Here is a 20,166-nt window from a genome sequence, read left to right as displayed (position 1 = left end):
GGCCGCGTCGTAGGGAGCTACGACGCGGCCGCGTCCCACGTCGTGGGATCGGGCCCTTTCGCTGTCGGCGGCGTCACGTAGGCTCGCAAGTGACGAACGACCACACGATCCACCACGAGGGAGGGGGCCCACGTGCTCATCGACACCTACGGCCGAGTGGCCACCGACCTGAGAGTCTCGCTGACCGACCGGTGCAACCTGCGCTGCACCTACTGCATGCCCGAGGAGGGCCTGCAGTGGCTGGCCAAGCCCGACCTCCTCACGGACGACGAGATCGTCCGCCTGATCGACATCGCGGTCACCTCCCTCGGCATCGAAGAGGTCCGCTTCACCGGCGGCGAGCCCCTGCTGCGCCCGGGCCTGGTGGGCATCGTCGAGCGGGTCGCCGCGATGGAGCCCCGCCCCCAGACGTCCCTCACGACGAACGGCATCGGTCTGCGCCGCACCGCCCCGGCCCTCAAGGCGGCCGGCCTGGACCGGGTCAACGTCTCCCTCGACACCCTGCGCCCCGACGTCTTCAAGACCCTCACCCGCCGGGACCGCCACAAGGACGTCCTCGAGGGCCTCGAAGCCGCCCGCGAGGCAGGCCTGACCCCGGTGAAGGTGAACTCCGTCCTGATGCCGGGCCTCAACGAGGACGAAGCGCCGGACCTCCTCGCCTGGGCCGTCGAGCACGACTACGAGCTGCGCTTCATCGAGCAGATGCCGCTGGACGCCCAGCACGGCTGGAAGCGCGAGGGAATGGTGACGGCCGGGGACATCCTGACCTCCCTGCGCACCCGCTTCGACCTCACCGCCGAGGGCGAGCAGGCACGCGGCTCGGCCCCCGCCGAACGTTGGCTGGTGGACGGCGGCCCGCACCGCGTGGGCGTCATCGCCTCCGTCACCCGGCCCTTCTGCGCCGCCTGCGACCGCACCCGGCTCACGGCCGACGGCCAGGTCCGCACCTGCCTCTTCGCCCGCGAGGAGACGGACCTGCGCGCGGCGCTGCGCTCCGGCGCCCCCGACGAGGAGATCGCCCGCATCTGGCGCCTGGCGATGTGGGGCAAGAAGGCGGGCTCCGGTCTGGACGACCCGAGCTTCCTGCAGCCGGACCGGCCGATGTCCGCGATAGGCGGCTAGGGGGTGTTTCGAAAGTCCCGCACAGCACCCACGGCGCCCGGCACGCACTCTCGCCGCACCGGCCGAAACCCCAAGTACGTCCAGTACGAGGGCTTTCGTCCGGCACACCGAGAGCACGCACCGGACACCGCGGGCACCGCACAGGACTTTCGAAACACCCCCTAGGGCGACCGCCCCTCCCCGGCCGTGGTCCGGTCCGGGTCCAGGTGCTGCCGCGGGCCCCACGGCGAGGACCGGCTCAGACGGCGCTGCCCCCGGACCCCTCCGGGGGTTCCCACTCGGTCAGCGCGACCACGTCCTTGAGGAAGCCCCGGACCCCGAGGAACTGCGACAGATGCTCGCGGTGCTCCTCACACGCGAGCCACGTCTTGCGCCGCTCCGGCGTATGGATCTTCGGGTTGTTCCAGGCCAGCACCCACACCGCGTCGACACGGCAGCCCTTGGCAGAACAGATGGGGGTCTCGTCACTCACGGAGTCGTCTCACCACACGCACACAAAGGCGACGCCGAGCAGCCACGGGGGGAGCTGCCCGGCGTCGGTCCGTCGCTCCGACGGGGGATGCGGAGCGCATACGAAGTATGTCACGGCCGACCACCCCCACGGCACTGGAACAACATGATTGATCTGAGCTTTTCCTGAGGTTGTCGCACAGAGCGCTCACGGCCCGTTCACGGCTGCCGCTCAGCCTGCCCGGGCGCCGGTTCCTCCCGGCGGGGTTCCGTGAAGCCCTCCTCTTCGGGGGCGGACCGCGCGGAGCCGTCGTCGGCGCGTGGCGGCGTGATCATGGGCCGCACGGGCACGCCGACGAACGTCGAGGGCAGCGAAGGCGCGTTCTCCCGGCCGGCGTTGGCGACCACCACCGCGATATAGGGCAGCACCAGGCCCAGTACCAGCGCCACGACGGCCACATGCCGTTCCACGTTCCACAACGTCGCCGCCAGGATCACCGCCACCGTGCGGACCGACATCGAGATGATGTAGCGCCGCTGCCGGCCCCGTACATCGTCCTGGAGACCCTGGCGTGCGCCGGTGATCCGGAACACCTGGGCGTTCCCGCTGCCACCCTGCTTCCGCATGACATTCCACCGTCCGCCCGTGTCGTGCCTTCCCCGGTCCTCCACGTTACGCCGCGGCTGCGCCGTCCTGGAGACCGGGGCGTCTGCGGTCCGGGCGAACCCGCTGCGCCGTCCCGCGTACGGCCGTACCCGACATGCGTCGTACGGCGAGCGGCCGAAGACTTGAGGCCACTGCTCACGTAGAGCCGGAAAAGGAGGCAGCCATGGGCTGGTTGTGGGCGATCATCGTGGGATTCGTGCTGGGCCTGATCGCGAAGGCGATCATCCCGGGCAAGCAGCACAGCCCTCTCTGGCTGACCACCATCTTCGGCATGCTGGGCGCGATCGTCGGCAACGCGGTCGCCCGTGCGGCCGGCGTCGAGTCCACGCCCGGCATCGACTGGAGCCGCCACGCGTTCCAGCTGATCGCCGCGATCATCATCGTCGCCCTGGGAGACATGCTGTACATGGCGACGCTGGGCAAGAGAAAGCACCGGGCCTGAGCGTGGAGCGCCCACGACGAGGGGCGGCCTCCCCGCGGGAAACCGCCCTCGTCGAACCAGCCGGTCAGCCGGTCACCCCGGCAGCCGGTCAGCCGGTGACCTCCACGGCGGCGAGGTTCTTCTTCCCGCGCCGCAGCACCAGCCACCGCCCGTGGATGAGCTCCTCCGCCGCGGGCACCGCGTCCTCGGCCGTGACCTTGACGTTGTTCACGTAGGCCCCGCCCTCCTTCACGGTCCGCCGCGCCGCCGACTTGCTGGCCACCAGGCCGACCTCGGCGAACAGGTCCACGACCGGTCCGAGCTCGGTGACCTGGATGTGCGGGACCTCGGTGAGGGCCGCGGCCAGCGTCCGCGCGTCGAGGTCGCCCAGCTCGCCCTGGCCGAAGAGGGCCTTGGACGCGGCGACCACCGCGGCCGTCTGGTCGGGGCCGTGCACCAGCGTCGTCAGCTCCTCGGCCAGCGCCCGCTGCGCGGCCCGGGCCTGCGGCCGCTCCTCGGTCTGCCGCTCCAGCTCCTCGATCTCCGTACGGGACCGGAAGCTGAAGATGCGCAGGAACTTCGAGACGTCCCGGTCGTCCGCGTTCAGCCAGAACTGGTAGAACGCGTACGGCGTCGTCATCTCGGGGTCGAGCCAGACCGTGCCGGACTCCGTCTTGCCGAACTTGGTGCCGTCCGCCTTGGTGATCAGCGGGGTGCCCAGGGCGTGCACCACGGCGTCGGGCTCGACCCGGTGGATCAGGTCGGTGCCCGAGGTGAGGTTGCCCCACTGGTCGCTGCCGCCGGTCTGCAGGGTGCAGCCGTGCCGCCGGTACAGCTCCAGGAAGTCCATGCCCTGCAGGATCTGGTAGCTGAACTCGGTGTAGCTGATGCCCGCGTCGGAGTTGAGCCGACGCGAGACGGCCTCCTTGGCGATCATCTTGTTCACCCGGAAGTGCTTGCCGACATCGCGCAGGAACTCGATGGCCGACAGGCCCTGGGTCCAGTCCAGGTTGTTGACCATCACGGCCGCGTTCGGGCCCTCGAAGTCGAGCAGCGGCGCGATCTGCGCGCGCAGCCGCTCCACCCACTGGGCGACGACCTCCGGCGAGTTCAGGGTGCGCTCCGCGTTCGGCTTCGGGTCGCCGATCAGGCCGGTGGCGCCCCCGACCAGGCCCAGCGGACGGTTGCCCGCCTGCTGGATGCGGCGCATCGTCAGGATCTGCACGAGGTTGCCGAGGTGCAGGCTGGGCGCGGTCGGGTCGAAGCCGCAATAGAACGTGACGGGACCGTCCGCGAACGCCTTGCGCAGTGCGTCCTCGTCAGTGGAGAGGGCGATCAGCCCGCGCCACTGCAGTTCGTCGACGATGTCCGTCACGGTTCTCGTATCTCCTTGGATGATCTTCGGGCGGTCGAGCGACCACCGGCTACGAGGTTATACGCCCTGACTGACAGAGCTCATATTGAAGTCGGGCACCCGCAGCGCGGGCATCGCAGCCCTAGTGAACCAGTCGCTCCACTCCCGGGGCAGCGTCTTTTCCGTGCGCCCCGCCTCCGTCGCCCGCCCCAGCAGATCGACCGGCGACTCGTTGAACCGGAAGTTGTTGACCTCGCCGACGACCTCGCCGTTCTCGACGAGGTACACGCCGTCCCGGGTCAGACCGGTCAGCAGCAGCGTCGCCGGGTCGACCTCGCGGATGTACCAGAGGCAGGTCAGCAGCAGCCCGCGCGTGGTGTTCGCGACCATCTCGTCCAGCGAGCGGTCGGCACCGCCGTCCAGGATCAGGTTGTCGGCCCCCGGCGCCACCGGCAGCCCGGTCAGCGCCGCGCTGTGCCGGGTGGTCGTCAGGTTCTTCAGCTCGCCCCCGCCGACCCATTCGGTGGACCCCAGCGGCAGCCCGTTGTCGAACACCGACTGGTCGCCGCCGGAGGAGTGCGCGATCACGAACGGCGCGGACTCCAGACCCGGTGCGTTCGGGTCGCTGCGCAGGGTCAGCGGCAGGTCGGTCAGCTTCTCGCCGAGCCGGGTGCCGCCACCGGGCTTGGAGAACACCGTCCGGCCCTCGGTCGCGTCCCGGCCGGACGCCGACCACAGCTGGTAGATCATCAGGTCGGCCACCGCGGTCGGCGGCAGCAGCGTCTCGTACCGGCCCGCCGGCAGCTCGGTCCGCCGCTGCGCCCAGCCCAGCCGGACGGCCAGCTCCGCGTCGAGCGCCGCCGGGTCGACGTCCTTGAAGTCGCGGGTCGACCGTCCCGCCCACGCCGAACGCGTGCGGTCCGGGGACTTGGCGTTCAGCTCGAGCGTCCCGTTCGGCTGGTCGTGCCGCAGCCGCAGACCCGTAGACGTGCCCAGGTACGTCGAGACCAGCTCGTGGTTGGCGAACCCGTACAGCTCGCGGCCGCCCGCACGCGCGCGTGCGAACGCCTCGCCCAGCGCCGGCGCGAAGTCGGCGAACACCGCGGACGAGGTCTCCGCCGGCGCCTCCATGAACTCGGGGGACGGCACCATGCCCGTGACCAGCGGCTGGGCGTCCTCGGCGGCGTGCGCACCGCGTGCGGCGGCCTCGGCGGCCCGCACGAGGGGCTCCAGCTCGTCCCCGGTCACCGCGGCGCGGGAGACGACGCCGGAGGCGGTGCCCTCCTTGCCGTCGACCGTCGCGATCACGGTGAGCGTGCGCCCGCGCGTGACGCCGTTGGTCGTCAGCGTGTTGCCCGCCCAGCGCAGGTTCGCCGTCGACTGCTCGTCGGCGATGACGACACAGCCGTCGGCCCGCGACAGCTCGAGGGCGCGCTCGACGACCTCGTGCGGCTTGGTGCTACGGGCGCTCATCGACCGGCCTCCTGCGTGGTGTTCAAAATGTTGACGCCCTTGAACAGGGCCGACGGGCAGCCGTGCGACACCGCCGCCACCTGGCCCGGCTGGGCCTTGCCGCAGTTGAAGGCGCCGCCGAGGACGTACGTCTGCGGACCGCCCACCGCCGCCATCGAGCCCCAGAAGTCGGTGGTCGTCGCCTGGTAGGCCACGTCCCGCAGCTGCCCGGTGATCCGCCCGTTCTCGATCCGGAAGAACCGCTGCCCGGTGAACTGGAAGTTGTAGCGCTGCATGTCGATGGACCACGACCGGTCCCCGACCACGTAGATCCCGCGGTCGACGCTCCCGATCAGGTCCTCGGTCGACATCCCCGCCGGATCCGGCCGCAGAGACACGTTGGCCATGCGCTGCACCGGCACATGTCCGGGGGAGTCGGCGAACGCGCAGCCGTTGGACCGCGCGAACCCGGTGAGCTTCGCGATCCGCCGGTCCAGCTGGTAGCCGACGAGCGTGCCGTCCTTCACCAGGTCCCAGGACTGGCCCGCGACGCCCTCGTCGTCGTACCCGACGGTCGCCAGGCCGTGCTCGGCGGTGCGGTCGCCCGTGACGTTCATCAGGTCCGAGCCGTAGCGCAGCTTGCCGAGCTGGTCGAAGGTGGCGAAGGAGGTGCCGGCGTAGGCGGCCTCGTAGCCGAGGGCGCGGTCAAGCTCGGTGGCGTGCCCGATGGACTCGTGGATGGTCAGCCACAGGTTGGAGGGGTCGACGACGAGGTCGTACAGCCCCGGGTCCACGCTCGGCGCGCGCATCTTCTCGGCGAGCAGCTCCGGGATCCGGGCCAGCTCGTCGTCCCAGTCCCAGCCGGTGCCGGTGAGGTACTCCCAGCCGCGTCCGACGGGCGGCGCGACGGTGCGCATCGAGTCGAACTCGCCGCTGGACTCGTCGACCGACACCGCGTTCACCGCCGGGTGCAGCCGCACCCGCTGCTGGGTGGTCACCGTCCCGGCCGTGTCGGCGTAGAACTTGTTCTCGTGGACGGTCAGCAGCGAGGCGTCCACATGGTTGATGCCGTCCGCCGCCAGCAGCCGCGTGCTCCAGTCCGCGAGCAGCGCCGCCTTCTCCTCGTCCGGCACGGTGAACGGGTCGATCTCGTAGGACGAGATCCATGTCCTGTCCGCGTGCACCGGCTCGTCGGCCAGCTCGACCCTCTCGTCCGAGCCGGCGGCCTTGATCACCTGAGCGGACAGCTTGGCCATCGCCACCGCCTGCGAGGCGACCCTGGCCGCCGCGTCCATCGTCAGATCCACGCCGGACGCGAAGCCCCACGTGCCGCCGTGCACCACCCGCACCGCGTACCCGAGGTCGGTGGTGTCCGAGGACCCGGCGGGCTTGGCGTCCCGCAGCCGCCAGGACGCGCTGCGCACCCGCTCGAACCGGAAGTCCGCGTGCTCCGCTCCCAGCGCACGCGCGCGTGCGAGCGCGGCGTCGGCGAGGGCGCGCAGGGGTAGGGCCGTGAAGCTTTCATCGATGGTATGGGGCACCTAGGTCTCTCCCTGGTGTCGTCGCGGCTGAAGACCTCGATCATGTCGCGCCCGGCGGCCCCCGGACCACACCTTTCGGGGCCGTGTGCGCAAACTTTCTGTAGGGACCCGACAGTCAGCCCCGTGAGCCACTGTCGGTGCCCGAATGTCGTCGCGAGGAAGCCGACCGATAGGTTTCCAGGGAAGCCGCCTGTCATCCAGAGTTCGGGCGGGCGTCAGACCCCTAGCGAAAGGGTGATCCGTTGAGCCGCTCGGTTCTCGTCACCGGAGGAAACCGGGGCATCGGCCTCGCCATCGCCCGCGCGTTCGCCGACGCCGGCGACAAGGTCGCCATCACGTACCGCACGGGCGAGCCGCCGGCCGCCCTGGCGGAACTGGGCTGCCTCGCCGTCAAGTGCGACATCACCGACTCCGAGCAGGTGGAGCAGGCCTACAAGGAGATCGAGGCCGAGCACGGCCCCGTCGAGGTCCTGATCGCCAACGCCGGCGTCACCAAGGACCAGTTGCTGATGCGGATGTCCGAGGAGGACTTCACCTCGGTCGTCGACACCAACCTGACCGGCACCTTCCGCGTGGTCAAGCGCGCCAACCGCGGCATGCTGCGCGCCAAGAAGGGCCGCGTCGTGCTCATCTCCTCGGTGGTCGGGCTGTACGGCTCGCCGGGGCAGGCGAACTACGCCGCCTCCAAGGCCGCCCTGGTCGGCTTCGCGCGCTCCCTCGCCCGTGAGCTGGGATCGCGCAACATCACCTTCAACGTCGTCGCGCCCGGCTTCGTCGACACCGACATGACCAAGGTGCTCACCGACGAGCAGCGCGCGGGCATCGTCGCGCAGGTCCCGCTCGGCCGGTACGCGCAGCCGCAGGAGATCGCAGCGGCGGTGCGGTTCCTCGCCTCGGACGACGCCTCGTACATCACTGGAGCCGTCATCCCCGTTGACGGCGGACTGGGAATGGGTCACTGATCACCATGAGCGGAATTCTCGAGGGCAAGCGCGTCCTGATCACCGGTGTGCTGACGGAGGCCTCCATCGCCTTCCACACCGCCAAGCTGGCCCAGGAGCAGGGGGCCGAGATCATCCTGACCGCGTTCCCGCGGCCCACTCTGACCGAGCGCATCGCCAAGAAGCTCCCCAAGCCCACCAAGGTCATCGAGCTCGACGTCACCAACGACGAGCACCTCGGGCGCCTGGCCGACGTCGTGGGCGAGGAGCTCGGCGGCCTCGACGGCATCGTGCACTCCATCGGCTTCGCGCCGCAGGACGCCCTCGGCGGCAACTTCCTCAACACGCCGTTCGAGTCGGTCGCCACGGCCATGCACGTCTCGGCGTTCTCCCTGAAGTCGCTCACGATGGCCTGCCTGCCGCTGATGCAGAACGGCGGCTCGGTCGTCGGCCTCACCTTCGACGCCTCGTTCGCCTGGCCGCAGTACGACTGGATGGGTCCCGCCAAGGCCGCTCTCGAGGCCACCAGCCGCTACATGGCGCGCGACCTGGGCAAGCAGAACATCCGCTGCAACCTGGTCTCCGCCGGTCCGCTCGGTTCGATGGCCGCCAAGTCCATCCCGGGCTTCGGCGAACTGGCGTCCGTCTGGGACGACCGCTCGCCGCTGGAGTGGGACCTCAAGGACCCCGAGCCGGCCGGCCGCGGCGTCGTCGCCCTGCTGAGCGACTGGTTCCCCAAGACGACTGGCGAGATCGTCCACGTGGACGGCGGCCTGCACGCGATCGGAGCCTGATCCCGGGCCTTTGGCCGGCTTCCCCGCGCCCCGTTCCCCGCATCACGCGCGGGGGACGGGGCGTCACTCGTTCGGCGTACCTGTCCGGGCGGCGGAGGGCCACGACCGGGCACGCTGGAGTGCGCGCCCCGTACGACGCGCGGTTCCCTCCCCAGCTCGGCCGAGGAGGTATCCCTTGTGCGCCTGTCCCGCAGCCTGGCCCCAGCGACCGTCGTCGCCCTGTGTCTCGTGTTCTCGCTGCCGTACGACGCGTCGCCGCACGCACGCGTGAGGGCGCGCGAAGCCGCCGTGTCGAAGCCGTTCGGCGCGGAGTGCCGCGTCGGCGTCCACGGCTCCCGCGTCGTCGCCTACTGCCACAACCCCTACGCCGACACCGACCGGGTCCGGCTGCACATCGAGTGCGACCGCTGGTGGGACCTCGACACCGACGGCGCCCCCGCCGACGCCGGCCCCGCCCGGACCGTACGACTCACCGGGCGCTGCTGGAAGGAGGTCCGCTCGGCCTGGGTCAGCCACCAGCGGGTGTGACGGGTGTGACCCCCGCGAGGCGCGGTCAGCCGGGAGGGCGAGGTGAACCGGCCGGCCCGGCACGCCAGCGGGTAGCCGGCCGTCCGACGGCGGCCGCCTCGGCCTCGCCCGTGCGGATCGCGTGCACCAGCCGGGTGTGGTCCATCCCCTGAGCCGCACCCAGGTCCTCACACAAAGGTCGGATACTCTACCAGCACAGCGGCGGCTGGGGGCTGCCCCTCGCGCTCATGACGGCACTGATGATCCCGCAGACGGTCGTCGGCGTCCTGGCGGGCCGAGACCGCACGGTGGAGGACGAGGCCGTCCGCTGACCCCGGCGGGCCTCCCCGGACCCCCGACGCAACCGGCCGGGCCGCCGGGTGCGAGACTTGCCGCATGCCAGTGCTCGACCCGAACCCGCGCGACGGCCAGAAGAAGATGCTCATCGTCTTCGGCTCGTTCCTCGCCATCTTCGTGATCATCGCCGTCATCGCGACCATCGCCTCCCCCTGAAGCCGTGCCGCCCCACCGCCGGGGGTGGGGTTAACCCCCTGTCCCCTAGGGGGTGAGGGTCAGGGTCAAGTGGGTGGGTCACCGGATGGGTTGACGGCGCCTGTTTCCGTAACTTCGAACTGTGACCGCGCGACGCGGATCACCGGCCACGGCCTGCGGACGATTCGAAGACAGCGGAGGCACCAATGTCGGCCCCTACGCACTCCCGGCCCCACCCGGCCGCCTCGGGCGGCGCCGGCCACCTGCTGCCCTGGTGGGCGCTGGTCCTCCCGACGCTGGCCTTCATCAGCCTGCTGGTGCTGATACTGAACCCCGCCGACGCCCAGGCGGCGGGCGGCGACCCGGCGATCACGCATCTCGTCGAGCGCGTCCAGCAGCTCATCGGCCGATAGACGGCTCGGACCGCTGGTGGGACCGCATGTCAACTCCCTGCGCCCCGTGGCCTGTTTCGTGCGAAGCTGGGAGTCATGAGCGTCGCAGAACCCCGCAGGATCGTCCTCTTCCGCCATGCGAAAGCCGACTGGCCGCAGGTGATCGACCACGAGCGTCCGCTCGCTGAACGGGGCCGGAAGGACGCCTCTGTCGCCGGACGCAAGCTGACCGACACCGGCATCCCCATCGATCTGGCCCTGTGCTCCACCGCGGTCCGCACCCGGGAGACGTGGAAGCTCGCCGTCCAGGAATTCCCGCATCGGCCGAAAACCGTCTACGAGGAGCGGATCTACGAAGCCTCGCCGGGCGAGCTGATCGCCCTGCTCAACGAAACCCCCGACGACGTGCACAACCTCGTTCTGATCGCCCACAACCCCGGAATCCAGGGGCTCGCCGACGTCCTGTCCGGCCAGGCCGAAGGCGATGCGGGGGAGCGCATGCACAACCGGGGCTTCCCCGCCGCAGCCTTCGCCGTCGTCTCCTTCGACGGCTCCTGGAAGTCGCTGGAGCCGGGCGTCGCCAAGCTGCTCGACTACTGGGCCCCGTCCGAGTAACCCACCCGGCACGTGGGAGGGCCCGGCGCCGTCGCGCGTCGCGACGGCGCCGGGCCCTCCGCGCTCGTACTCGGCCGATCGGGTTCCGAACCGGTGCCCTCGCGAGGGTCCGGCCGCTACTTCTCGTCGTGCGTCTCCGCGGCCTCGACCTCTTCGCGGGTGATGCCGAGCAGATACAGGACGGTGTCCAGGAACGGCACGTTCACCGCCGTGTGCGCCGCCTCGCGCACCACCGGCTTCGCGTTGAAGGCGACCCCCAGCCCGGCCGCGTTCAGCATGTCCAGATCGTTGGCGCCGTCACCGATCGCCACGGTCTGCGAGAGCGGCACACCCGCCTCGGCGGCGAACCGGCGCAGCAGCCGCGCCTTGCCCGCGCGGTCCACGATCTCGCCGGTCACCCGGCCCGTCAGCTTCCCGTCGACGATCTCCAGCGTGTTGGCCTGCGCGAAGTCCAGCCCGAGCCGGTCCTGCAGATCGTCCGTGACCTGGGTGAAACCGCCGGAGACGACGCCCACCTGGTAACCGAGCCGCTTCAGGGTCCGGATCAGGGTGCGCGCGCCCGGGGTCAGCCGCACCTCGGCGCGCACCTTGTCCACGACCGAGGCGTCCAGCCCCTCCAGCAGTGCCACGCGCGCGTGCAGCGACTGCTCGAAGTCGAGCTCACCGCGCATCGCCGCCGCCGTCACCGCGGCGACCTCGTCCTCACACCCGGCGTGCGCGGCGAAGAGCTCGATCACCTCGTCCTGGATGAGCGTGGAGTCGACGTCCATGACGACGAGCCGCTGGGCCCGCCGGTACAGACCGGCGTCCACCACGGCCACGTCCACGCCGAGCGCCGCCGCGTCCGTGACCAGGGCGGTGCGCAACGGTCCGGCCGCCACGCCGGAGACGGCGAACTCGACGGCGGTGACCGGGTACTTGGCGAGCCGGAAGATACGGTCGATGTTGCCTCCGGCCTTCGTGATCTTCGCGGCGATCGACGCCGTGGCCTCCGCGGTGAGCGGGTGCCCCAGCACGGTGACCAGCGACCGGCCGATACCGCGCGGACGGTTGTCGCCGGTGCCGGAGATGATCTCGGCCTGCATCTTCATCGACTCGGCCCAGCTGTGCACCGTCGACCGCAGGTCCCCCTCGAGGCCGGCCGACGGCTCGGTCACGAGCGCGCACAGCACCATCCGGCCTCGCGTGACGACCTGCTCGATGTCGACCACGTCGACGGAGTAGGCGGCGAGGGTGTCGAAGAGGCCGGCCGTGATGCCCGGCCTGTCCTTGCCGAAGATCTTGACAAGGAGCGTGGGCACGTCAGAGGACGATGTCTGCAAAGCGCTCATGGTGTACCCACCGTATCCGGCACCCAGTGCCGCTCGCCGCCCAGGTCCGCCTGACGGACAACGAACGGCCCGCGTCCCTTGGACGACGCCCACCGCGCCGGTCGCCGAATCTCCGCCCGCCGAGGGGCCGCTCGCCCTCCGCCGCCCGCCGAGGTCTCGGCCCGCCGTGTCCCGGCCGCCCAGGCTCGGGTCGCCTCGCTCTGACTGCGGCCCCGCCCGCCCGTACGCCTCCGCGGGCGGGCCCTTCCTCACCGGGGTCCCCGCGGTGTCCTCGGCCCCCGGGGCGGCGGAGGGGGTGGCGGCGGGCCCTCCTCCGGTCCCGTCGGCGGGCGCTCACCCCTGCTCGGGCCCGGGCGCGGGCCGGGCGGCTGTCGGGGTGAGCGGGGCGCCGGCCCGAGGGGGCGGACGACGGTCGGGGCGCCGTATACGTCATCGTCCGGACCCGGAGGTGGTTCGTCCCGCCGGGAACTCTCGTGCGGCCTCGACGGCGCGGTCCCGCTCCCCTGGGCGACCCCCGGCCCCGGACGCGCGTCCTCCGGCTCCCTCGGCCCTCTCGGCTTCGTCAGCTCCTCCGGACCCCTCAGCTCCTCCGGAACGCGCAGGTAGGGGTTGGTCGCCGGGTTCGGCGGCCGGTACGGCACGCTCGGCGCGTACGGTCCGGCCGGATCACCCGCGTCCCCCGCCGACCCAAGGCCCGGGCCGGCCCGGTGCGCCGTCGGAGGCATGCGCCCCGCGTCACCCCGTGCCGACTCCGCCGCCCACCGTCCCGCCGCCCCGGTGAGCCGGGCCAGCAGCGCACCGGCGGCGCCCGCCCCCGCCCCCCACGCACCGCCCAGCAGCAATGCGGTTACGGGCCGCCCGTGCAGCTGGACACCGGCCCCGAAGGCGTCGAACCCCAGCACGGAGAGCGAGGCGTTCACGGACACCTCCGTCAACCGGACGAGCAGAAGCAACGCCAGGGCCGTCACGACCCCCAGCCGCACGGCACAGCGCCCCACGAACCCGCCGACGCCGACCTGCCCCACCCCCACCGCCACACCCGAGCCGGCCTCCGCCACGCCACTCACCGGCCCCCCTGCCCCCACCGGCGTCCGCACGGCCGTCAACACCCCCGCCAGCTGCATCATCAAGGCCGTCGCCACCCCCAGCAGCCACACCCGTCCGTCCAGTTCCGCGAGGCGACTCAGGGTCACCGGCTGCTCGGCGCCGACGCGCAGGAGGTCGTCCAGAGGGTTCGGGAGCAGGTTCGTCAACGCGCCCGTGGCCCGGCCGTCCCAGGGGACCGACAGGCCGAGCGGGACGCCCAGCCAGACCCCGTTCGGCGCGCCGAGCAGCGCCGCTCCCGCGATCCGCCGGGGATGGTCGTCGCCGATCGCCGCGTAAGCCGCCGCGGTGAACCCGGCCGCCACGGACACCGACAGCACGGTGACGACGGCCGACGTCGCCGGTCGGACCACCCGGTGCACCGCCTCCCAGCCCCGCGGCAACGGCGTCCGTCGCGAGGCCAGCAGAGCGATCAGCAGGATGCCGAGCGACCACCCGAGACCGCCGAGCAGCGTCGGTACCGTGTCCACGCTGAAACCGACCGCGGCCCGAGCGTCGACCAGATCGCCGAGCCGGTCCGGCAGCAGGCCGCCGATGTCCCCGAGCCCCGGAATCTCGAGGCCGCCACCCCCGCTCCCGCTCCGGCCTCCGCCGCCGGGAAGGTCGTCCACGCCGAGCGAGCCCCCGTCGAGCGTGATGACGTCGTGCCCAGCCCAGGCGAGTCCGCCGAGCATCGCCACGTAGAGCGCGACCACCGAGCCCACACGCGCGAGGAGTTCGGCCGGGGCGATCACCGCTCCGGCCGTGCGCAGCGACCGCAGGAAACACCACGACAGCAGCAGCGCGCCCACCAGGCTCACCCCCAATGGCGTGATCTCGATAGCCGTGGCCGTCTGCGCGCCGGTCAGACCGAAAGCGGACACGTCACCCGACGGAGTCACCGAGCCGCCGGCGCCCAGCACCACGACCGCGGCCGTCATCGGGCCCAACGACCCGGCGGCGTCCGCCTCCAGCAGATGCAGTCCGAGCGCCGCCGTGCCTGCCATCCCGATCAACGCCCAGCTCACCGCGGCGATCGCGGCCGGCAGCACGTCCAGCCACGGCACGCCCCGGGCGCCCACCGCTTGCCCGCGGCCGTCGACATCCATGCCGGAACCCATGCAGACCCCCCGATCCGCAGCGCGGGGCGGCGAAGATCGCCGCTTCCGTCCCCCTCGCGTGCGTTTACCACTCTCCGGCCCGTTTTCAACCCCGTCAACGTCAACGGCCGATGCGCCCCCGCAGGCTCTTCACAAGGCCCGACTTTCGGTCAGGGGGCCGCTACTGAAATAGTTCCCCCCGATGTTCGACATCCCTAGACTCCCCGTTGATGGGGCTACTCGGGGGACAACTCAGTGGGGCTGGAGTGCCGGAACTCGTACTGGAATTGAACGGACACACCTGGACGCTCGATCCGTCCAGGTCTTACACCCTCGGACGTGATCCGCAGGGGGACATCGTCCTGGAGGACGCCAGGGTCTCCTGGCGTCACGCCACGGTCAGCTTCAACGGCCGCAGTTGGGTCGTCGAGGACCACGGCAGCACCAACGGCACGTTCGCGCAGGGGCAGCGGATCCACCAACTGGAGGTCGGTCCCGGCTCGGCGCTGCATCTTGGCAACGCGACCGACGGGCCGCGGCTGAACCTCTCGGGAGCGCAGGCGCCCGCCGCGCAGCCCCAGCAGCCGTACGCGGCGCAGGCCGCGAACCCGGGCTGGGCCCAGCAGGCCGCGCCGCAGCCGCAGGCCGGGCAGGCCGACTGGCCGCCGCCGCAGCAGCATCAGGCGGCGCACGTCCCGCAGCAGCAGGGCGCGGGTGACCCGTACGCGCAGAGCGTGCCCGGTGGAGGCGCGGGGGCGCCGCCGGTCTACGGCGACCGCAGCCCGACCACCTTCCACCAGTTCTCCCTCGGCCGGGTGATGCGCATCGGCCGTGCGCTGGAGAACGAACTGGTCGTCTCCGACCTGCAGGTCTCGCGTCACCACGCCGAGTTCCACTCGACGCCCGACGGCCGGATGGAGATCCGCGACCTCGGCTCGCACAACGGCACCTACGTCAACGGCCAGCCGATCCCGAAGGGCGGCTCGGTACAGCTCGGCCCGGCGGATGTCGTCGGCGTCGGCCACTCGACGTTCCGGATCGTCGGCGACCGGCTCGAGGAGTTCGTCGACACCGGTGAGGTCTCTTTCTCCGCCCGCCACCTGACCGTCACGGTCGACGGCGGCAAGCAGATTCTCAAGGACGTCTCCTTCGGCGTCCCGGAGAAGTCGCTGATCGCGGTCATCGGACCGTCCGGATCCGGCAAGTCGACGCTGCTCAAGGCGCTGACCGGCTACCGGCCCGCCAACCAGGGCGACGTCCTCTACGACAACCGCAACCTCTACAAGCAGTTCGCCGAGCTGCGCCAGCGCATCGGTCTGGTCCCGCAGGACGACATCCTGCACAAGGAGCTGACCGTCAAGAAGGCCCTCAAGTACGCGGCCAAGCTCCGCTTCCCGGCCGACACCACGCCCGCCGAACGCGAGTCCCGCATCGACGAGGTGCTGCGCGAGCTGAAGCTGGACATCCACAAGGAGAAGAAGGTCACCTCCCTCTCCGGCGGCCAGCGCAAGCGCGTCTCGGTGGCCCTGGAGCTGCTCACCAAGCCGTCGCTGATCTTCCTGGACGAGCCGACCTCCGGCCTCGACCCGGGCATGGACCGCGACGTCATGCAACTGCTGCGCGGCCTCGCCGACGACGGCCGTACGGTCCTCGTCGTCACGCACTCGGTGGCCGAACTCGCGATCTGCGACAAGCTGCTCGTGATGGCCCCGGGCGGTGCGGTCGCCTACTTCGGCCCGCCGGAGGAGGCGCTGAACTTCTTCGGCTACGACACATGGGCCGACGTCTTCTCCGCCTTCGAGAACTACCGCGACTACGACTGGGCGGGCCGCTGGAAGGGCTCGCAGCACTACCAGATGTACGCCGCGGACATCGACGCCATCGCGCCGCAGTCCGTACAGATGCCGCCGATGCAGGCGATGAAGCCGCCGAAGCCGCAGGGCTGGATGTCCCAGTTCGTCACCCTGGTGCGCCGCTACGCCTCGGTGATCGCCTCCGACAAGGGCTTCCTGGCCCTGACGGTGATCCTGCCGGCGGTTCTCGGCGCGGTGAGCCTGCTCATCGACTCCGGCAACAGCCTGCTGCCCAACCCGGCCAACCCGAAGACGGGCCGGATCATCCCCAACGGCACGGCCACCACCGTTCTGCTGATCCTCGCGGTCGGTGCCTGCTTCGCGGGCGCGGCCAACTCGGTCCGCGAACTCATCAAGGAACGGGTCATCTACGAGCGGGAACGTGCCACCGGCCTGTCCCGCTCCGCGTACCTGATGTCCAAGGTGTTCGTGCTCGGCGTGGTCACCCTGCTCCAGGGCCTGATGGTCGGCGTCATCGGCTTCGCGAGCCGGGAGATCCCGAAGGAGGGCCTGGTCCTCGGCACCGCCACCATGTTCGAGCTCTCCATCCCGATCATGGCGCTGGGCTTCACGTCGATGATGTTCGGGCTGGTCATCTCGTCGCTGGTGAAGACGGCCGAGAAGACCATGCCGCTGCTGGTGATGTTCGCGATCATCCAGGTCGTCTTCACCGGCTGCCTGTTCGCCCTGAACGGCGCGGTCGGCGTCAACGAGTTCTCGTACCTGATGCCGTCGCGCTGGGCCGTCGCCGCCGCGGGCGCCACGCTGGACTTCAACAAGATCAGCCCGCCCAAGGACGGCGGCGGGGCGGACCCGCTGTGGGAGCACACCGTGGGCGCCTGGAGCCTGGACATGATCGCGCTCGTCGTCCTCGGCGTGATCTGCGGCTTCTTCGTGGCCCGCTTCCTGCGCCGCCACGAGCCCGAGGTCATGCGCAAGTAGGTCTCCCGCACCGGTTCGGTGCGCGTACACGCCGAAGGGCGGCACCCCTGCGTCGGGGGTGCCGCCCTTCGGCGTGCGGGGGTCTCAGTACGCGCTGTCGACGTTGTCCATCGAGCCGTACTTGTCGGCCGCGTAGTTCGCGGCGGCGGTGATGTTGGCGACCGGGTCGTAGATGTTCCACGACGTGCCGGCGACGTGGTACGCCTTGAAGGTCGGCGGGATCACCTGGAGCAGCCCCTTGGACGGGATGCCGTTGATGGCGTTGATGTCCCAGTTGTTGATGGCGTTCGGGTTACCGGAGGACTCCCGGATGATGTTGCGGTGCAGGCCCTCGTAGGAGCCCGGTATGCCCTTGGCCTTCATGATGTCCAGGGAGTGCTTGATCCAGCCGTCGAGGTTGTTGGCGTACCGCTTGACGGACGCCTTCTTGATCGCGGCACGCTTCGCGGACCGGCTCGCGGCCTCCTTGGCCTTGTGCGCGGCGGCGGCCTTGCGCTTGGCGGCCGCGGCGGCGGCAGCCTTCTTCTTGGCGGCCGCGGCCTTCGCCGCCGCCTTCTTCTTGGCTGCCTCGGCCGCGGCGGCCTTCTTCTTGGCCGCGGCGATGGCGTCGGCCTTCGCGCTCTTGGCGGCCAGCTGGTCGGTCACGTCGGCCTTGACGTCCTGCACGGGCCTGGTGCTGTAGGCGACCCGGGCCGAGGAGACGGCGTCCGTAGTGGTCGTCTGCGCGTCGGCCGGCACCACGGAGAAGGCGAGGGCGGCTGCACCGAGCGTGGCAGCACCGGCGATCGCGATCTTGTGAGTGTTCTTGAGCATGCGGAAGGACCTCTTCGAATAGCGCGGAGGTCGCTCTCTTCGTCCGACGGCCGGACAGCGGGTGCTTGAGGCACGAGCGTCGCGGGGCGAACCCACGGCGCTGAGCGACGAGAGCAATTCTTAGCGGCCGCAAAATGCCCAGGCAAAGGTGTGACCTACGATCCTCGATAGTGGAGCAGGGAAGGGCAAAACGGGACAGATGGAACCATCTGCCCCGTTCATCGGGTGCCTCTTTGTCTCCTAATGCCCCTAGTACGTGATGTGGGCCCTATGTGCGGGCTCACATGGCACGTAGATCGTTCTCACAGTTAGTTGCCGAAGCAATGCCCTGTGTCAGCGCTCTCCGGCAGTGCGCCGCTCAGGGCTCAGGGCCGCCCTCTCCGGGGCGCCGCCCTCCGCGGGCAGCACGAGGTGCACGTCCCCGAACTCGTGCCACAGGTAGAGCCCGCGCAGCGCCGCGTCGTAGCCGCGGTCGAGCGCCGCAGAGCCCGCCACCGCCTCCAGCATCAGCAGATGCGAGGCCTGCGGCTCGTGCAGCCCGGTCAGCAGCCCGTCCACCGCCCGCACCCCGCGCTCGGGAGTGACGACCAGATCCGTCCACCCCGCACGCGCGCGGACGACCCCGTCCGCCCCGGCCGCCGACTCCACCGCACGCACGGCGGTCGTCCCCACCGCGATCACCCGCCCGCCCCCGGTCCGCACCGCGTTGACGAGCCGCGCCGACGCCTGCGGCACCGCGAACCGCTCCGGATACGGCGGCTCGTGCGCCTCCGCCGACGACACCCCCGTGTGCAGGACGACCGGCGCGAACTGCACGCCCCGGCTCACCAGCTCCGCCACCAGCCCCGCCGTGAAGGGCCGCGCCGCGCTCGGCATCTCCGCGCTGCCCGCCCCGTCCGGCGAGGGCAGCGCGAACACCGTCTGGTAGGCGGACAGCGGCTGGTCCCGCTCCGTATAGGCGTAACGGATGGGCCGCCCGTGCTCCCGCAGCAGCCCTGGCACCGACGACCCGCCCGGCGACACCCGCGCCCACCACAACCGCCCGCCGCCCGGGCCGAGCGGCTCCTCCAACGTCAGCCGCACACCCCCCGGCACCCGGACCTCCGCCCCCGCCGGTCCTCCCGCACGCGCGCGTGTCGTGCCGGACCCGTCCGGATCCCGCAGCTCGACCGCCCACCGTCCGTCGTCCCCGCGCGTGGAGAGATGCACCACCACGCGCGCGTGACCGATCCGCCCGTCCACCGCCGCCGCCAGCGTCCTTGAGGTGTTCACCACGAGCAGGTCCCCGGCCCGCAGCACACCCGGCAGCTCCCGGAACGCGTGATGCGCCACCTCCGTCCCGCGCGACACCAGCAGCCGTACGTCGTCCCGGCCGCGCCCCGGCCCACGCTGCTCGGCCGGCACCCGCGCCGACAGCTCCTCGGGCACCCGCCCCCACCCCCGGACGTGCTCGTACGGGGCGACGCCCGCCGCCGGCCTCATCGCCGTCCCCCCAGGAGTGCCGACGCACCGTACCGCCCGCTCGGGGGCCGCTCGTCCAGCAGCCGCACGAAGGCCGGCGCCACCCCGGCCGGATCCGGCCGCGGATCACGGTCGTCCGGCACGGCGGCCTCGTACAGGTCCGTCGCCATGTCCCCGGGATCCACCGCCCACACCGCGATCCCCGGCTCCTCCACCCCCAGCACCGCCGCGACCTGGTCCAGAGCCGCCTTGGACGCCCCGTACCCGCCCCACGTCCCGTACGCCTCGGCCGCCGCGTCCGAGCTGACGGTGATCACCGCGCCGACCGGCGCGGCGCGCAGCAGCGGCAGGGCCTCCTGCACCAGTCCCAGCGCCGCCACCACGTTCACCTCCAGCGCCCGCCGCAGCCCGTCCAGAGGCAGCGCCTCCAGCCGCACCAGCGGCTCGGCCCCCAGCGCGCTCGCGTTGTTCACCAGCAGGTCGCAGCCGCCGAGCCGCCCGGCGGCCGCCACCAGCTCCGCCCGGTGCCCCGGATCCGTGACGTCCCCCGTGAGCGCCTCGACCCGCGTCCCGTACGACGCCACGGCCGCCGCCGTCTTCTCCAGCACCTCCGCCGTCCGGGCGTCCAGCACCAGATCCCAGCCCCGCGCGGCCAGCGCCTCCGCCAGCGCCCGCCCCAGCCCCTTGGACGCCCCCGTGATGATCGCTACCGGCATGACAACCGTCCCCTCGTCCGACCGCCCGGCTCGGCGGTGACCCCACCGTAGGAACGGGCCGGCCGCGCCCGCGTCGGACCCGGGACGCAGCCGCGCGGGTCCCTTCGACGTACGCCCGC

The 20,166-nt window shown here is 71.5% G+C and carries 19 protein-coding genes; 9 read left to right on the top strand and 10 right to left on the bottom strand.

Annotated elements, in window-relative coordinates:
• The first annotated feature begins 132 nt into the window (after positions 1-132).
• Complete coding sequence (gene moaA / locus QA802_RS10570; RefSeq protein ID WP_319170036.1) at positions 133-1,122, top strand: GTP 3',8-cyclase MoaA; 990 nt, start codon at positions 133-135, stop codon at positions 1,120-1,122.
• 238 nt (positions 1,123-1,360) lie between these two features.
• Here the strand turns inward: moaA and QA802_RS10565 are convergent, their stop codons facing one another.
• Positions 1,361-1,594: a hypothetical protein gene (locus tag QA802_RS10565; RefSeq protein ID WP_334520424.1), complete on the bottom strand. Its 234-nt coding sequence runs from the start codon at positions 1,592-1,594 to the stop codon at positions 1,361-1,363.
• 197 nt (positions 1,595-1,791) lie between these two features.
• Positions 1,792-2,199: a DUF3099 domain-containing protein gene (locus QA802_RS10560; RefSeq protein WP_334520421.1), complete on the bottom strand. Its 408-nt coding sequence runs from the start codon at positions 2,197-2,199 to the stop codon at positions 1,792-1,794.
• 203 nt (positions 2,200-2,402) lie between these two features.
• On the opposite strand from QA802_RS10560, the gene QA802_RS10555 reads away from it, so the two are divergent.
• A complete protein-coding gene (locus tag QA802_RS10555) occupies positions 2,403-2,681 on the top strand; it encodes a GlsB/YeaQ/YmgE family stress response membrane protein (protein ID WP_319170039.1) in 279 nt (92 codons plus the stop codon).
• Positions 2,682-2,769: 88 nt separating this feature from the next.
• Here the strand turns inward: QA802_RS10555 and tyrS are convergent, their stop codons facing one another.
• Genes tyrS through QA802_RS10540 form a run of 3 tightly spaced genes read right to left on the bottom strand, consistent with a single transcriptional unit; the run spans position 2,770 to position 7,007 of the window.
• Positions 2,770-4,035 (bottom strand): tyrosine--tRNA ligase, encoded by a 1,266-nt coding sequence (tyrS, locus tag QA802_RS10550; protein WP_334520416.1) that lies wholly within the window; start codon positions 4,033-4,035, stop codon positions 2,770-2,772.
• A gap of 57 nt (positions 4,036-4,092) precedes the next feature.
• Positions 4,093-5,487, bottom strand: a complete 1,395-nt coding sequence (locus QA802_RS10545) for a metallopeptidase TldD-related protein (RefSeq protein WP_334520413.1) — start codon at positions 5,485-5,487, stop codon at positions 4,093-4,095.
• A complete protein-coding gene (locus QA802_RS10540; protein ID WP_334520410.1) occupies positions 5,484-7,007 on the bottom strand; it encodes a TldD/PmbA family protein in 1,524 nt (507 codons plus the stop codon). Before QA802_RS10540 ends, QA802_RS10545 begins: the two co-directional genes overlap by 4 nt.
• A gap of 242 nt (positions 7,008-7,249) precedes the next feature.
• On the opposite strand from QA802_RS10540, the gene fabG reads away from it, so the two are divergent.
• From fabG to QA802_RS10510, 6 genes are all read left to right on the top strand, one after another.
• Complete coding sequence (gene fabG / locus QA802_RS10535; RefSeq protein WP_334520407.1) at positions 7,250-7,969, top strand: 3-oxoacyl-[acyl-carrier-protein] reductase; 720 nt, start codon at positions 7,250-7,252, stop codon at positions 7,967-7,969.
• 5 nt (positions 7,970-7,974) lie between these two features.
• The gene (gene fabI, locus QA802_RS10530) at positions 7,975-8,742 is read left to right on the top strand and encodes an enoyl-ACP reductase FabI (protein ID WP_334520404.1); all 768 of its coding nucleotides are present in this window, start codon (positions 7,975-7,977) and stop codon (positions 8,740-8,742) included.
• A gap of 177 nt (positions 8,743-8,919) precedes the next feature.
• Positions 8,920-9,270 carry a hypothetical protein gene (locus QA802_RS10525; protein WP_334520401.1) on the top strand — a complete coding sequence of 117 codons (351 nt, stop codon included), beginning with the start codon at positions 8,920-8,922 and terminating at the stop codon, positions 9,268-9,270.
• 375 nt (positions 9,271-9,645) lie between these two features.
• Entirely contained in the window at positions 9,646-9,762 is a 117-nt protein-coding gene (locus QA802_RS10520; RefSeq protein WP_306953524.1) for an SGM_5486 family transporter-associated protein, read from the top strand.
• Positions 9,763-9,947: 185 nt separating this feature from the next.
• On the top strand, positions 9,948-10,154 hold the full coding sequence (locus QA802_RS10515) for a hypothetical protein (RefSeq protein ID WP_319170047.1): 207 nt from the start codon (positions 9,948-9,950) through the stop codon (positions 10,152-10,154).
• 75 nt (positions 10,155-10,229) lie between these two features.
• Entirely contained in the window at positions 10,230-10,748 is a 519-nt protein-coding gene (locus QA802_RS10510; RefSeq protein ID WP_334520395.1) for a SixA phosphatase family protein, read from the top strand.
• Positions 10,749-10,864: 116 nt separating this feature from the next.
• Here QA802_RS10510 and serB read toward each other — a convergent pair whose 3' ends face one another.
• On the bottom strand, positions 10,865-12,079 hold the full coding sequence (gene serB / locus QA802_RS10505) for a phosphoserine phosphatase SerB (protein ID WP_319170049.1): 1,215 nt from the start codon (positions 12,077-12,079) through the stop codon (positions 10,865-10,867).
• A gap of 248 nt (positions 12,080-12,327) precedes the next feature.
• Positions 12,328-14,271, bottom strand: a complete 1,944-nt coding sequence (locus QA802_RS10500; RefSeq protein ID WP_334520392.1) for a streptophobe family protein — start codon at positions 14,269-14,271, stop codon at positions 12,328-12,330.
• Between the two features lie 257 nt (positions 14,272-14,528).
• Between QA802_RS10500 and QA802_RS10495 the strand changes: the two genes are divergently transcribed.
• Positions 14,529-17,057 carry an ABC transporter ATP-binding protein/permease gene (locus QA802_RS10495; RefSeq protein ID WP_334520389.1) on the top strand — a complete coding sequence of 843 codons (2,529 nt, stop codon included), beginning with the start codon at positions 14,529-14,531 and terminating at the stop codon, positions 17,055-17,057.
• A gap of 84 nt (positions 17,058-17,141) precedes the next feature.
• On the opposite strand, the gene QA802_RS10490 is transcribed toward QA802_RS10495, so the two are convergent.
• The 3 genes from QA802_RS10490 to QA802_RS10480 form a co-directional block, all read right to left on the bottom strand.
• Positions 17,142-17,870, bottom strand: coding sequence for a transglycosylase SLT domain-containing protein (locus QA802_RS10490; protein ID WP_334520386.1), 729 nt, complete (start codon positions 17,868-17,870; stop codon positions 17,142-17,144).
• Between the two features lie 333 nt (positions 17,871-18,203).
• Positions 18,204-19,352, bottom strand: a complete 1,149-nt coding sequence (locus tag QA802_RS10485; protein ID WP_334520383.1) for an S-adenosylmethionine:tRNA ribosyltransferase-isomerase — start codon at positions 19,350-19,352, stop codon at positions 18,204-18,206.
• Positions 19,349-20,047: an SDR family NAD(P)-dependent oxidoreductase gene (locus QA802_RS10480; RefSeq protein ID WP_334520380.1), complete on the bottom strand. Its 699-nt coding sequence runs from the start codon at positions 20,045-20,047 to the stop codon at positions 19,349-19,351. The genes QA802_RS10485 and QA802_RS10480 overlap by 4 nt, the downstream gene beginning before the upstream one ends.
• Positions 20,048-20,166 lie beyond the last annotated feature (119 nt).

It is taken from the genome of Streptomyces sp. B21-105, assembly GCF_036898465.1.
GTDB lineage: Bacteria > Actinomycetota > Actinomycetes > Streptomycetales > Streptomycetaceae > Streptomyces.
Note: the sequence above shows the minus strand (reverse complement) of the source record. Positions and strands in the feature narration are given on the sequence as shown.